Source organism: Pseudoalteromonas sp. S558 (assembly GCF_005886635.1).
Taxonomy (GTDB): domain Bacteria; phylum Pseudomonadota; class Gammaproteobacteria; order Enterobacterales; family Alteromonadaceae; genus Pseudoalteromonas; species Pseudoalteromonas aliena.
Window position 1 is genome coordinate 1 of the sequence record NZ_PNDU01000069.1, and the last position, 14,821, is coordinate 14,821.

Here is a 14,821-nt window from a genome sequence, read left to right on the forward strand (position 1 = left end):
ACTTATAATATGGTGCGATATTAGATGGTAAAAATGTGCCACACATTAAAAAGTGATTACTTACCATACCAACTCAGTTTCAATGGTAGTTTAGCTCAAATAATGAGGTTGCTTGTTGGATTACCTTATTCAACACCTAGAGCCTCGAAGGGGGCGAAGTTTTCCTCGTTCAGTCAAGCCTAGACCGCAGGGTACGCTAGAAATAAAAAAGCCTTTCACCTTAAGTGAACGGCATTAGCCCAATAGTAGTCGTTATTTCCTCATTGCAATTAACTTTAATTAAGATTTAAAGAAGCCCATTGATTTTGTTAAGTCGTTCGATAGGCGACTTAACTGTTGTGCATCTTGTAAAGTTGATTGAGCCGAGTTTAATGTTTGATCCGCTAAATTGCTTACTTCTTGTGAGTCTCTAAGTGCCTGTGTTGTCGCATTTGACTGCTGCTTAACACGTTCAGAGATCACTTCACCTTGGTGTTTTATATTGCCCATGCTTTGTTCGGCGCTTTGTAATGCCGTATTGGTCTCAGTGGCCGCTTTTACTGATTGTTCCATTTTGTCTACGCTCGAACGCATTTTCTGTTGCGTGTCGTCAGATGCTTGCTGTAAAGAGGTAATAATTTGATGAATTTCTTGAGTCTGAGTTTGTGTTCGCTGAGCAAGCGTTCTTACTTCATCTGCAACAACGGCGAAGCCTCGTCCGTATTCACCGGCTCTTGCCGCTTCAATGGCGGCGTTAAGTGCTAGTAGGTTTGTTTGATCTGCAATTTCGCTGATCCCTTTACTTACTTTACTTATTTCTTGACTATCTTGCGCCAGTTTATCAAGAGCTTGTTGGCTTTCTGCAAATTCAATTTGCAAATCTTGCATATATTTAGCAAGTTCCATGGTATTGCTTGAACCTTGTTTAACGTGTGCTGCGGCGTCTTGAGCTATGAGTGTTGCTTGATGCGCTGACTCTTCAACAGTATGTGCGCTTTGAGCCATATCGCTTAATGCGCTGTGGATAGCGTTTACACGGATTTGTTGTTTGCTAACATCATCACTAGTTTGGCTACTGGCTTGCGATAATGATTTAGTTGCACTACAAAGTTCTATCGTGCTTGTTTTTACATTTGATAATAAGTGAGAAAATGCATTAAGCAGGGCATTATACTGTAATGCAATCGTACTCATTTCATCACTGCCATTTGATTCAAGTGTTGCTTTCAAGTCGCCGTTTGCTGCTCTATTTGCCGCTTCTGCAAAGCGGTTAATTGTATCTACGACAGCAAAATAAAAACCAATCATTAAGTAAAAAGCAAAAAGTAGGCTTATAACCGATGCGGCTAATACGATATCACGGGTCCATTGTTGGATTTGTAGCTTTTCACTTACTAAGGACTCTAATGTTGGAATGCTTTTATCAATTAATGCATTAATACTATTATGAACATCATTTGTTAGCTGCGTAAATTCACCTTTGTTTAGTTCTAGATCATCTGGTTCAAGCAGTTTTTTATCTATTGCATTTTTAAATGCATACACAGCGCTTTGTAACTGCTTTAAAGCTGGTGCTAATATTTTATCAACTGATTTTTCTGAAGCGGTTGCTACACTTAATGTCTTATCTAATTGCTTTTCATACAGTGGTAATGACTTATTTAAGTTTGAAAGTGCTATAAAAGTATCTGGTGTAAACTGGTTATTATTAATTACTGTATTTGCACTTGCTGCTGTTAAATTTATCTGCATTATTAATGCTGGAATGGGCGTCACTAAAGCACGATTAACATAAGAACTGGCAAGTTGGCTGTCGAGCGCTAAGTTAGACTGAATTGAAACAAGCTCGAGCACATCATCAGCTTGATTATTTTTTACTGTAAACCCTAATTTTTGTGCAATAGCGATGTTTTTCTCATTTGTTCCTTGAATTTGATTACTAAGAATCGCACGGTAGCCTTTTAAGCCTTGCTGCTGCAATTTTGAGACGTTAATACTATCGCTTAGTAAGGAGACCAAAAAAAACAAACTCAATGCAAGAGGAAGTAATAGTATGCCAAACATCAGGCTTATTTTTGTTTTATATTTTAAATTAGCCATTAGTTTAATTGCAGGCGCTGCAAATTGTCGTAATCCTGACATAAGACTCTCTTGTTATTTTGTAATGGATGAGATAAGTAGACCTTGATTACCTCAATTATCATTCATTTATAGTACTTTACAAATAAAAAAAGCCCTTTCGGGCTTTTTTCAATCTTTAGTCTTAATTACATGCTGCAAAAACAAGTGGTTAAAACTCTAAAAAATAATTTTTATATTAAAGCTTAGCAAATGAGCGTTCAGCTGCCGCTATTGTTTCTTGTACTTCTTGCTCAGTGTGTGCAGCACATACAAAACCCGCCTCAAAAGCTGATGGCGCTAGGTAAACACCTTCTTCAAGCATAAGGTGGAAAAAGCGTTTAAAGCGTTCTAGGTCGCACTCAGTAGCTTGTTTGTAGGTTGTTACTTTTTCAGCATCAGTAAAAAAGAAGCCATACATGCCACCAGCGTAATTGGTTGTTAGCGCTATGCCTGCTTTTTTAGCGCCGACTTCAAAGCCTTCACAAAGCGCTTTAGAAATAGCTTCTAATTTATCGTGCAGGCCAGGTTCACTTAATAACTCAAGTGATTTTAAACCTGCTGCCATCGCAATAGGGTTACCTGAAAGTGTACCGGCTTGATATACAGGGCCAACAGGCGCAATATAATCCATTATTTCGGTTTTACCACCAAATGCACCAACAGGCATGCCACCGCCAATAACTTTACCTAAACATGTAAGGTCTGGTTTAATGTTGTAATAGGCTTGTGCACCACCCAGTGCAACACGAAAACCTGTCATTACTTCATCAAAAATAAGCACCGATTTATATTCGTTACAGACATCACGCAAACCTTCTAAAAAGCCTGGTACTGGTGGAATGCAGTTCATGTTACCGGCGACTGGCTCTACAATAATACAGGCAATTTCGTCTGTATATTTTGCAAAAATAGCTTTTACTTCATCTAAGTTATTAAATGATACCGTAAGCGTATGCTTAGCAAAATCTTCAGGAATGCCTGGTGAATTAGGTACGCCCATTGTTAGTGCGCCAGAGCCAGCTTTTACCAATAACGAGTCAGCATGACCGTGGTAACATCCTTCAAATTTTAATATTTTATCGCGACCCGTAAAACCACGGGCTAAGCGAATTGCACTCATAGTCGCTTCTGTGCCAGAACTTACCATACGGACTTTTTCGATTGATGGAACTAGTTCTTTTACTTTTTCAGCCATTAAAATTTCGGCTTCAGTGGGCGCGCCATAACTAAGGCCGTTTTCGACCGCTTCATGAACGGCTTGCTTTATGGCTGGGTGGTTATGGCCCATGATCATTGGACCCCAAGAGCCCACATAATCAATATAACGATTACCGTCGGCGTCAAATGTAAACGCACCTTCTGCTTTAGTAATAAATAGCGGCGTACCGCCTACACCATTAAAAGCACGAACTGGCGAATTTACGCCACCTGGAATTGAGGCTTGAGCGCGTTCAAATAAGTCTTGGCTAATTGTCATGAAAAATCCTATAAATTGTCACTTGAAAGGGGTTTAGCTATCGCGTTTTCGGCTAAACCAAGGTACGTCTACTTCATACTTCTCGACTTTGTTTTCTACGCCGAGTGTTAAAGCAAACAGTGCCATACGAATTAATACGCCATTTTGTACTTGGCGAAATATAGCTAAATTGTCGTTAGTGTTTAAGTCGTTATCGAGCTCATTGGCTTCAATGCGACTATCGCGCGGTAGAGGATGCATAAGTACAGAGTTAGGTTTACAGTGTGCACTGTAAATTGATTGGCTAATTCTAAATCCACCACGGTATTTATTTGCTTCTTCTTGAGAAGGAAAGCGCTCTTCTTGAATACGTGTTTGGTAAACAATATCGGCGGCTAAATTACCTTCCATTTTATTTACTAGTTCAATTTTATGACCCGCGTTATCCACTGCATCTAAAATGTAATCAGGCATTTGTAAGCCATCTGGAGCAACCATCGAAAATTTTATGTTTTTATAATGGCACAACAGTTTTGAAAGCGAGTGTACGGTACGGCCGTATTTTAAATCGCCTACTAAGGCTATATGCATGCCGTCGATATTTTGATCAAACCGGCTGAGTTCTCGTTCGATTGTAAGTAAATCAAGTAATGCTTGAGTTGGGTGCTCATTTGGACCATCTCCGCCATTAATTACCGGTACGCTGCAGCCCGTAGCAAATTCGCTGACTGACCCCGAGTCTGGGTGGCGCATAGCAACGGCATCTGCATAGGCTGAAATAACACGTGCTGTATCGTATAGAGATTCACCTTTAGCAAGCGCAGAACTTTGCATACCTGTTGTTTCGCGAACTAAACCACCGAGTAAGTTAAACGCTGTACCAAAGCTTACACGTGTACGTGTGCTTGGTTCAAAAAACAAGTTAGCTAAAATAGCACCTTCAAGTACGTTGGTACGCTTTTGCTTTTTAGCGTAAGGCTCCATTTTTTTAGCAACTGCAAAAATGCGTTCAATGCAGTCTCTGTCTAGTTGACTAACAGAGAGTATGTTTTCACCTTGGAAACTTAACATGGGGTTATTCCTAGTTTTTCAAAAGGGCACGATAATCCATAAAATGGGGCACGCAATCGCGCATATTATAACAAAATTAAAACGTTACTTGTGCTCATTAGAGCGCAATAGCAATTTTACAAGCTTGGCTTTATCACGGCTAATGCCACTATTATGAGTAGCGCAATAACCGGTAGCTCGTTAAAAATTCGATAAAATCGGTCGGTTTTAGTATTTCGATCATGCTTAAAATCACTTAATAACTTAAAACAGTAACCGTGGTATATATATAAAATAATCACCAGTACGAGTTTGTAATGTAACCACATACTGTATCTAAACCAGTCACGGCCATATTCAACAATGGTTAAAACGCCAAATACAGCTGTTAAAACAGCGAATGGAGTCACAAAATAAAGTAGCCTACGCTCCATTACTTTAAGCATAGAGTTGCACGATTTTTCTTCGCTCATTGCGTGGTAGACAAATAATCTTGGTAAATAAAAAATGCCGGCAAACCACGCAATCATAAAAAATATATGCAAGGTTTTATAAATTAGTAATGCGCTCATACTATTCCTTATTGTTTAAAGTAAGCTGTTACGAATGGTTAGAATATGATGAATTTGATCCCAGCGTAATAGGCCCATAATTTGTTGATTATCTAAAAGATTGTAAACGTACAATGCACCACTTCTTTTATCTTTTAATATATCGAATGCATCAGCTAGGGTTGCTTGGCTACTAATGCCTTGCAGGCTAACGTAGTTTAAATTAATCGCTTGGTCCGACATTAAACTTAAGTCATATTCTGCAAGTCTATAACCATTTTCCTCATCAAATACAATCAGTGGCGTTTGGCTGTCCATTGCATCAAGGGTGTTTTTTATTTGCTCTTTATCGTCTGAATACAGTAATTTAAAATCTTCATCCATATCGTCCATTATGCCGACTTTTTGTAGGGCCTCTGTAGCGGGAGACACATGATACGGCAACCCCTGAAAATCGAGTTGTTGTAAAAATATAGAGCGATTACCAAAAAACTGTAATGCGGTTACATAGGCTGTTGTGATAACAAGCATGGCCGGTACGATAATTTCAGGTGATGATGTTAGCTCCATAACCGTTGTTAAGGCTGCAAGGGGAGCATGCAGGGTTGCGGCCATTAATCCAGCCATTCCCAAAACACCATAAGTACCCGCTATATCAGTGCCAGGGCTAATAAATTGCGCACAAAAAGCCATCAGAGTTCCAACTAATACGCCAAGCCCAATCACAGGGCCAATTAACCCACCGGGAATCCCCAAACCAATTGCAAATAGCGTAGCGAGTAATTTAGCAATTAAAATAGTGGTGAGTAATTTTACGTTATCAGGAGATTCAACCGCAATAGTAATTGCACTCATACCTGAGCCCATTGCTTGAGGTACTGCATATGCAATTAAGCTAGCAATACACCCTGCAATCAGTAAACGAGGAAACATGCTTAAAGGTTTAAATGTTTTAATAATTAACATTAAATTTTGATTGAAGCTAAATGCAATAGCACCTAATGCCATACCACATAATATTAAATACGGATAATGCCAACCACTCAATGGCGCTATTGTAATAAGTGCCAGCTCAGAGCCTTCACCAAATACAAACTGAGTAGCTAGTGCGCCGGTCACCGCAGCGAGCATAATAGGCACAAATATATGGACTTTATACTCCCTAAGTACGACTTCCATTACAAAAATAACGGCAGCAAGAGGCGTGTTAAATGATGCAGCAATACCGGCTGCAACACCACACCCGCTCAATGTCCTCATTGCATTATGAGGTAAGTGAAGTTTATCAGCTAAAATGCTCGCGCCTGTGGCACCCATATGAACAGAAGGACCTTCTCGACCGACCGAAAAGCCACTAATAAGGGCTAGTGCGCCACCAACAAACTGATTTACAGTATTATAAAGTGGCATTTGTCCGTAATGACGTTTAATACGATGAATAACAAAGGGAATACCTAAACGGTAATGTTTAAAGCCAGTAAATGCAGCAAAACATGCGATTAAAAGTGCCGCTATTAGTGGCATTAAAACGCGCTCAAGAGTAGGTAAGGTAGTAAAGTCGTCAGGCGTTTCTAAAAATAGGCTTTGGAAAAATAGAATGGTTAAACGAAATAAAATAATAAAAAATGCAGCAATCAATCCGGCAACTACGCCTAATAAGCATAATTGTACAGATGTTTTAGGTTTTGCCAGCCGACGCCTGAGCTGCTCAAGCCACATGCATTATTTCCTCAAAGCATTTTCAGCGTGCAGTTTAGCAAAAGCTTATCACTAAGTCCTTTTGATTTTAGAGTTTTGTGCAAAGACCTCTTGTGGCAAAAGGTAATCAGTATGTTAACTCTGTTATTGCTTATCAAAATGATCTTTCAGGATTAAATTTAACCCTAAAAGATCAATATATCTTAAACAATAAACTTTTTAAGTAAGTCTTGTTGGTCTTTTACGTTTTCAGCTAAGCTAGTATTTGTCTCAAATTGCTCCTTAGCGTATTCATCAACTTGCACACTAATATCCTTAATATCAATGGTGCTTTTATTTATATCTTCAATAACAGTACTTTGCTCTTCGATTGCTGCGGCTATTTGGTAATTTCTATCCATAATATCTTTTACAGACATCGAAATGGTATTGAGTGATTGATTCGCTATTTCGGTTTGTTCAACGCACAGCGTCGCTTTCGTTTTGCTTTTTTCCATTGCTTGTTGAACTTTAGATGAAAATAACTGAATTTGCTCAATCATTAATTTAATTTCTGTTGTTGAACTTTGTGTTCTTGAAGCGAGTGTTCTTACTTCATCCGCAACGACTGCAAACCCCCGTCCGTATTCACCAGCTCTTGCTGCTTCAATCGCTGCATTTAAGGCAAGTAAGTTTGTTTGTTCTGCAACGTTATTAATAACAGATAATATTTGCTCAATACTATTGCTATGCTCTGCTAGTTGGTTGCTTAGTTCTTGTGAATTCGAGATAGAATTAGACAAATCGGTAATGTCTGAGGTTGTCTTCTCAAAAAGTGTTTTGCTAGAGCTTGTTGAATTATTAACTGAGGTGACTGACGTTGCCGCTTCTTGTGCGCTGGATGCTATTTCTGCAGATGTCGTACTCATTTGATTAATAGCAGTCGCTAAGCTATCAATTAATAAATATTGGTCATTAAGTGACTTACTTGATTCTGTCGATAAGGATTTAGCAGCTGCACTTTGTTCTTCGACATTATTTGCTTTATTAATAACACCACTTACAAGCTCCTGTAAGGATGATAAGAATCGATTAAAGCTTTTAGCAACAACACCACATTCATCCTCAGAGGTTATTTTTAATCGCTGCGTTAAATCTCCGCCACCAGATGCAATTTCACTAATAGCATGCTCTAACTCGTCAAGTGGTTTAAGCAAAATTTTAATTAAGGTTCTAAATACTAAAACACAAAAAGTAATACTAATGATAGCGATAAAAAATGTGCGAATAGTGAATACGGTAAGTGATTCATAGACCTTGTCTTTATCTAATAACATGGCTACAGACCAGTCAACACCGATTTCATCACCAATGGGGTAAAAATATAAGAGTTTAGTTTTTCCTTCGTGTTCTATTTCTAAAATCTGCTTGCTCTGTTTTGGGGATTGTTGATAAATGTCTTGTGTCTGCTTATTACTTAAATTGGCTGTAGGGTGAGTGATTATTTTACCTGAGCCATCAACAACAAATGCAAAACCATTACCATTAAAGTTTATGGTATTAACGCTATCAGCGATATCGCTTAAGCCAAGATCTCCTCCAATAACGCCTTGAAAACCATCTGCAGTATTTATTGCGGTTACAGCCGAAAGTAATAATTTATTGGTTGCCGCATCAGTGTAAGGGGCGGTAAAAGAAATCATTTCATTGTCTTTAGCTAACTTGAACCACGGCCTTTGTTTGAAATCAACACCAGGCGGATTTACTCTGTTTTTATTATTTGAGCGTAGTTCTTTTTCGTCATTTAATGTGCCAAACATTAATAAAAAATCGTCTGTAAAAGCTGGGTTTTCTAACCCAGACTGAAAGTTTTGTTTCGAAAAGTCTGACTCAATGTGTTTTTTTAGAACATTGAGCTGAGCTGATTTACTGATAAGCCAATTGCCAATACTTTGTGAAAGTAGCGACGCATTATCTTGTATATAAGCTGTAGTGGATTTTTTTAGCGTTTGTTGAACGAGTAGATATGTTGTTGTTGCAAGTAGTGAAATGACGATAAATACTACAATACCGGAAGCGATTGAGAACTTTGTTCTAATTTTCATAAGGTTTCACTCTTTAGCTAAATAGGCAATTATTTTTATTATGCATAAATAAATATAGTCTACACTTAAAAAAAGTTTAAATAGTTGAGTCTTTTTATGCAAAAAAAAAGTATTTGTTTTTTGTTTACTGCATTATGCGCTCCTTTGGTGCAGGCACAAAATGAGCAAGATGAGTTACAGGATCTAAAGTCGCAATTAGCGGATATTCGTACTCAATTGTCTGCTTTAAGTTCTTTATCCGTCCAGTATGAAACGATAAATAAGAGAATTGAAGTCCTTGAAAAGGTGGGGGCGCAAAATTCAGAAGATAAACGGCCTCAAAAGCAGATATCTATTTCTACAGATCAAAACATTAAAAATATTCCTTCCAAAAAAGATATAAAAGTATACGCGACAGTTAGGCCAACGTTTGGCTACATCGATGAGGGAAATGAAGCGTCATGGGACGTAAAAGATGCACTTTCTCATGCTGGAATTAAGTCGACTGTGGAATTTAATCAGCAATGGCAAGGCATCTTACACGGTGAATGGGGCATTGATTTATCAAATAACGGCAATTTTGGTAATGCACGACAGGTATATGCTGCAATAGACAGCCCATACGGCAAAGTTGGACTAGGAAAGCAGCGACCAGCTCAATATTTGTTTATTGCTGAATATGTCGATATTTTTAATCACGGCAACAGTCCTTTTGCATATGATCCGGAAAGTATTTTTTTTGTTGATAACCTTCTTACTTATCAGATTAAACAAGGCGATTTTACATGGATGTTAGTTAGTCAGTTTAATGGCACACAAGGCGATAATAAAAGTGACCTTATTAATGGTGGGGTAAGTTACGACAAAGATAACTTGCATGTTGCTTTAACGTATACCAATAAAGGTATATATGAGAATGAACAAGAATTGGGTGACAATAATATTGTTGGCGGATCTTTAGCTTATTCTTTTGATAGCGGTTTTTACTTTGCCCTAGGCTACCAGGCTAAAAAATACAATCGGGATTTAGGTATAGATAGAAATGGGCATACGCTTGATGTGTCAATGGCTTATCCGCTGAGCAAAAATTATAAAGTAAAAATGGGTTATTTTGACTTTGATGATGGCCACCAAGCAGCTCAAACGCAAAATTATAATGGCGCAAACCTTACTCTTGAATGGCTGCCAGCAGAAAACTTACGTTTACATGTTGAATACCTTTACCGAGACTTTGATTATTTAGCTGATTTTAGTTCATTCTCTGTAGGGTTTCGCTACGACTACTCACAAGTGTGGGGCTATTAATAGTAAAAACATGCATATACTAAAAAAACCTTTAACACTGACAATGAGTTTACTGCTGTTTGTATGTACATTTACAAGCAACAGCAAAGTCGATGTTACTATATTAGCTGACGATGATTATCCACCATATAGCTATTTAGAAAGAGGTGAATTAAAAGGGGTTTATATTAATTTATTGAGACGTGCTGGCGATCAACTAAAGCTAGATTACGACGTTAAAATAATACCGATGCCTTGGAAAAGAGCACTGCTTACCGTAAAAAATGGTGATGTTATAGCGGTAGTTCCCCCGTATTTACATTACGATTCAAGGCCTTTTATTTCATCATATTCGGTGGCATTAGGCACTGAGTTTGTGGTGACTTATTGTCGTGAAAATATTGATTTAAAAGCTACGTTAAATTTAAATTCGGCTACTAATAAACGTGTTCATTTAGGAATGAATGCAGGTTATTTGCTGCTGGATGAACGTTATAAAAAGGCAATAACACAAGGGCGTATTCAATTATGGGAAAATAAAAGTACAGAAGCTAATGTCATAAAGTTACTTACTAATAAAATAGACTGCTATGTTAATGATAGAAAAGCCACACAGTATGAACTAGAAAGCGTAAAAAAAAGCTACCCACAATATGCTGCGATTACGGTTATAGAGAAAGATGAAATTAATCACAGAACTGCACACATAGGCTTTAGCCGTGAATTTACCTCTCCATATAAAGACGATTTTATAAAAAGAATGAATAGGGCTTTACTTGACCTGATAGATGAATCAGTAACTGAGTAAAGCAAATAGTTTATCGTTTGTTATTTCAACATTTTATGTTCTTATCAATTCCAGCTAGGTAATTTTCTTACATAATTTCACACTCTATTGTTGACTGAGCTTTACTCTAAGCGACTTTTAGTTATTAATTATGTTTAACCAACAATAGTCATACCTGAGTGCTTACGTTGCTGAATAACCCCCATATTTATTGTATCTATAGGCTTCTCTGGTGCTTTTAAGCAAAGTCTTAGTACGCTAATATAAATTCTTCAGTTGTATTTATAACACCGGATGTACTTGCGGCAATGAGGGGGATATTTTTTACAGTTACCTACTTTAAGGATAAGAAGTGCTTAGCAAGTAAAGGCTATACTTGATTAAAATACTCGGGTATTGGATAATCATGCTATTGCGATATTGAGGGGTTTAAAATGTCTGACGAATTACCAATTAAGTTCAGCGATGCGGCTGCAGTTCGTGTCAAGCAGTTAATCGATGAAGAAGAAAACCCTGAACTTAAACTACGTGTTTATGTAACTGGTGGAGGTTGCTCAGGTTTTCAATATGGTTTTACTTTTGATGAAAAAGCAAATCCAGGCGATTTAGAAATAGTAAAAAATGGTGTCACCTTAGTGGTTGATCCTATGAGCATTCAATATTTAGTTGATGGCGAGGTTGATTATACTGAGGGCCTTGAAGGTGCTCGTTTTTTTGTATCTAATCCAAATGCAACAACAACCTGTGGTTGTGGTGCAAGCTTTAGCGTTTAATCATGAGCTAAGGTCGAAATAAAAGCCGCTTTTGCGGCTTTTTTAATGCCTAAAAATCGCTTGGGGCGTACTCAGTTATTTGCATTATTAATATAAAAAAACCAAGTACAAATACAGAAAAAGCTAAAATATACATAAAGCCTTTTTTACCTTGCTTAATAGGCACACCGTTATGGCGCAAAAAAAAGTACCAACCTAAACATAATATGATAGGTAATAAAAAAAGTAATCTGAACATTATTTAACCTTTGTCGCGCTGATTATGTCTTAATAATAAACCTGTACCAGTAAAATGAAATAAATTTATCATAAATATTTATAAAAAATGTGTAGCCGAAAAATATAATTTTTTAATGTTTTCTGATAACTTAGGATGAATATTCAGCTTTTATAAATATTAGAGCATGCTCAAACTTGTACCGAGTATGTAATTAATTATTCAACGAAAGTATTAATAGTATATAATGTATCCAAGAGTGAGACGGGCAAAATTTCATTCTTTTAAAAACAAACCTATACCACATTATTAGCGTAGTTTTAGCTGTGTGGGTAAAAGTAAGTAGCAACACGTGCTTAATTAGCTGTATTGCTATTGAAGTAACATTGAGTATCGCTGCTTGCTTACCTACAGCTATTGATAGACTACCGCTTTTATGGGTATGTCAAATCATCGAGTAGGAGATGTAAAATGATGGGCAAGACCGTTTCTTCAGAAGAAAACGCAAAGCTAACAAAATGGCTTAAAAGCAAACGCCAAGAAAAAGGCCATACAATGCGTAGCCTAGCACAAGTGCTAGGTACACCTCATTCATTTATCGGTAAAATTGAAAATCAAGAACGCCGTTTAGATGTAATTGAATTTGTTCGTTATTGTACTGCACTAGAAGCAGATCCGCATGAAGCATTAAGTCTACTTAAAGCTGATTAACGATAAAGTTGCTTAGTTTGTTTTAAGGGGCGTTTAAATGTTCTAAGCAATAAATTAATGCAGGGATGCATTAAATACCTCAATTATTCTCATGGTAATTCTTTTCAAGCTCATATAGCTTATGCCTAATTAAATACAAAAATATCAGCGATGGTAAAACCATTAACGCTGTAAGAATAAAGAACAGTGACCAATTACCCGCTAACCAATCATCAATTACCACACCGCTGTAGCTAGAAAGTAATGTCCTTCCTAAGTTTCCTAATGATGCTAATAACGCATAATGTGTTGCACTAAATGCTCTATCACATAGCATTGAAATAAACGCTACCATTGCGACTAGCGACCATGCTTGTGTAAAACCATCAATAACTATAGCAAAGGCATACAATCTTAAATCGGGACCAACTAACGCAATCCACGAAAATGCTAAATTTGATGCCGCCATTGCAATACCACTTATAAATAAACCTTTAACAATGCCATATTTTTGATTAAATAAGCTGCCAACAAAGGTAAATATAATAGTCAGTACGGCTGTGCCTACTTTTGAAAATGTAGCAATATCGCTATTACTAAAGCCAATTTCTTTATAAAACACAATAGACATGCGGCCCAAAAATGCCTCACCTATTTTAAATAAGAAAATAAAGGCCAATAGCGCGAGTGCTGTTTTAACGCCATTTTTAGTAAAAAACGCTCTAAACGGATCTATAACTGTGACAGCAAGCCAAGCGATGGTTCTTGTAAAAGGAGTTTGTTTTGTTGATGATAGTTTTTCAAGGTATACGCGCTCAAGCTCAGCGTGTACTGCTTCTCTGTTTGATTTTGGCTCTTTTGCGAATAGTACACCACTCATTAACAGTAACATTACAGCGGCTAGAAAATAGTAAATTTGTGGCCAATCAAGAGAAGGAATATCCGCCATATAAAACGGAATTGCGCCTAAAAGCGCATAGCCAGTCCACCAACCAGATGTCGCCATTGCAGCGGCTGCCGTAGTCTTGTGAGATTCGCTTTCACTGAGTGTGTCTATTCTAAATGCATCAATTGCAATATCTTGTGTTGCAGAGGCAATTGCGATCAACAAACAAATTGCAGCAACCATTGCCAAATTAGCTTTTAAATCAAGCCCTGCTAGTAATAAGGAGCCAATTAAAATAAAACTTTGACACAATAGTATCCAGCTGCGACGTTGGCCTAACCACTTATATAAAAAGGGGAGTTTGGTTCGGTCAATTAGAGGCGACCATAAAAAGTTGATACTATAGGCACCAAATACAATACCAAATAAGCCAATCATGCTGCGGCTTAAGCCTTCATCCTTTAACCATGCCGACAGCACTGAGCCAATTAACACCCATGGAAAGCCGCTACTCATACCAAATATAAAAATATTGATTAGGCGTTTATCTTTAAAATAAGAGATGTATTCGCTGATTGAGAGAGTTTTGCTCATAGGGCCTTCATTGGCTTAGATGCAGAGCAGCTAGGCTGCTCTTAAAAAATTTATAATGGTGTTTGCTCAAGTAATTTAATATTTAAAATAACAACCGGTGTTTTTGGTACAAAGTCATAACCAATTTTTTCGTTGAATCCTGTTTCTACAGTCATAATTTTATCAAGTGTGTCGTAGCCGTCCATTACGTTACCAAAAACAGCAAAACCCCAATCTTTGTTTGGATTTAGATGATCGTTATTATCCATATTGAAAAAGAATTGACGGGTTCCCGAGTGTGGTTCTCTGTCTTGGTATGCCATAGCAATGCTGTACATATCGTTTTTTAAGCCATTGCCACTTTCGTTAAAAATAGGATCGTTTTCGTGCAAGCCATCGTAATCTTTGTCGTAGCCACCACCTTGAATAACAAAATCGCGCTCATTTTCTATATCGCGCTCAATTCGATGAAAAACACTGCCTTGGTAGCTTTTGTCCGACACGTAGGTTAAAAAATTATTCACTGTAATGGGCGCTCTTGAGCGATCAAGCTCGACAATTATACTGCCCATTGAGGTTACGATTTCGACGCGCGGAAAAATATTATCTTTTTGCACAAAGCGGCCTTCTTGTGCCGCTAAGCTGTTAATACTAAAAAATAGGCTTAAGCCGACTAGAAAAAATCGTTTCATA

Annotated in this window: 13 protein-coding genes and 1 pseudogene; 5 read left to right on the forward strand and 9 right to left on the reverse strand. The window is 37.5% G+C overall.

Going from position 1 to position 14,821, the window contains the following annotated elements:
- Positions 1 to 228 (forward strand): annotated as a pseudogene (locus CWB66_RS05135) (IS4 family transposase); the annotation flags it as partial.
- Between the two features lie 51 nt (positions 229 to 279).
- Here CWB66_RS05135 and CWB66_RS05140 read toward each other — a convergent pair.
- From CWB66_RS05140 to CWB66_RS05165, 6 genes are all read right to left on the reverse strand, one after another.
- The gene (locus CWB66_RS05140; protein WP_138584565.1) at positions 280 to 2,121 is read right to left on the reverse strand and encodes a methyl-accepting chemotaxis protein; all 1,842 of its coding nucleotides are present in this window, start codon (positions 2,119 to 2,121) and stop codon (positions 280 to 282) included.
- Positions 2,122 to 2,296: 175 nt separating this feature from the next.
- The gene (gene hemL, locus CWB66_RS05145; protein WP_138584566.1) at positions 2,297 to 3,577 is read right to left on the reverse strand and encodes a glutamate-1-semialdehyde 2,1-aminomutase; all 1,281 of its coding nucleotides are present in this window, start codon (positions 3,575 to 3,577) and stop codon (positions 2,297 to 2,299) included.
- A gap of 33 nt (positions 3,578 to 3,610) precedes the next feature.
- On the reverse strand, positions 3,611 to 4,627 hold the full coding sequence (locus CWB66_RS05150; protein WP_077535729.1) for an aspartate carbamoyltransferase: 1,017 nt from the start codon (positions 4,625 to 4,627) through the stop codon (positions 3,611 to 3,613).
- 116 nt (positions 4,628 to 4,743) lie between these two features.
- Positions 4,744 to 5,178 carry a CopD family protein gene (locus tag CWB66_RS05155; protein ID WP_007376116.1) on the reverse strand — a complete coding sequence of 145 codons (435 nt, stop codon included), beginning with the start codon at positions 5,176 to 5,178 and terminating at the stop codon, positions 4,744 to 4,746.
- A 15-nt stretch (positions 5,179 to 5,193) separates the two neighbouring features.
- Positions 5,194 to 6,876: a chloride channel protein gene (locus CWB66_RS05160; protein ID WP_077535727.1), complete on the reverse strand. Its 1,683-nt coding sequence runs from the start codon at positions 6,874 to 6,876 to the stop codon at positions 5,194 to 5,196.
- Between the two features lie 182 nt (positions 6,877 to 7,058).
- Positions 7,059 to 8,939, reverse strand: coding sequence for a methyl-accepting chemotaxis protein (locus CWB66_RS05165; protein WP_138584567.1), 1,881 nt, complete (start codon positions 8,937 to 8,939; stop codon positions 7,059 to 7,061).
- Positions 8,940 to 9,035: 96 nt separating this feature from the next.
- On the opposite strand from CWB66_RS05165, the gene CWB66_RS05170 reads away from it, so the two are divergent.
- The 3 genes from CWB66_RS05170 (at position 9,036) to erpA (ending at position 11,762) form a co-directional block, all read left to right on the forward strand.
- The gene (locus CWB66_RS05170; RefSeq protein WP_138584568.1) at positions 9,036 to 10,223 is read left to right on the forward strand and encodes a porin; all 1,188 of its coding nucleotides are present in this window, start codon (positions 9,036 to 9,038) and stop codon (positions 10,221 to 10,223) included.
- 10 nt (positions 10,224 to 10,233) lie between these two features.
- Entirely contained in the window at positions 10,234 to 11,010 is a 777-nt protein-coding gene (locus tag CWB66_RS05175; RefSeq protein WP_138584569.1) for a substrate-binding periplasmic protein, read from the forward strand.
- 413 nt (positions 11,011 to 11,423) lie between these two features.
- Positions 11,424 to 11,762, forward strand: coding sequence for an iron-sulfur cluster insertion protein ErpA (erpA, locus tag CWB66_RS05180; RefSeq protein WP_077535723.1), 339 nt, complete (start codon positions 11,424 to 11,426; stop codon positions 11,760 to 11,762).
- Positions 11,763 to 11,811: 49 nt separating this feature from the next.
- Here erpA and CWB66_RS05185 read toward each other — a convergent pair whose 3' ends face one another.
- Positions 11,812 to 12,000 (reverse strand): hypothetical protein, encoded by a 189-nt coding sequence (locus CWB66_RS05185; RefSeq protein WP_077535722.1) that lies wholly within the window; start codon positions 11,998 to 12,000, stop codon positions 11,812 to 11,814.
- A 450-nt stretch (positions 12,001 to 12,450) separates the two neighbouring features.
- Between CWB66_RS05185 and CWB66_RS05190 the strand changes: the two genes are divergently transcribed.
- Entirely contained in the window at positions 12,451 to 12,690 is a 240-nt protein-coding gene (locus CWB66_RS05190) for a helix-turn-helix domain-containing protein (RefSeq protein ID WP_077535721.1), read from the forward strand.
- 79 nt (positions 12,691 to 12,769) lie between these two features.
- Here the strand turns inward: CWB66_RS05190 and CWB66_RS05195 are convergent, their stop codons facing one another.
- Together CWB66_RS05195 and CWB66_RS05200 are read right to left on the reverse strand one after the other, a co-directional pair.
- Positions 12,770 to 14,149: an AmpG family muropeptide MFS transporter gene (locus CWB66_RS05195; protein WP_138584570.1), complete on the reverse strand. Its 1,380-nt coding sequence runs from the start codon at positions 14,147 to 14,149 to the stop codon at positions 12,770 to 12,772.
- Between the two features lie 50 nt (positions 14,150 to 14,199).
- The gene (locus CWB66_RS05200; RefSeq protein WP_077535719.1) at positions 14,200 to 14,820 is read right to left on the reverse strand and encodes a peptidylprolyl isomerase; all 621 of its coding nucleotides are present in this window, start codon (positions 14,818 to 14,820) and stop codon (positions 14,200 to 14,202) included.
- Between the last annotated feature and the right edge of the window lies 1 nt (position 14,821).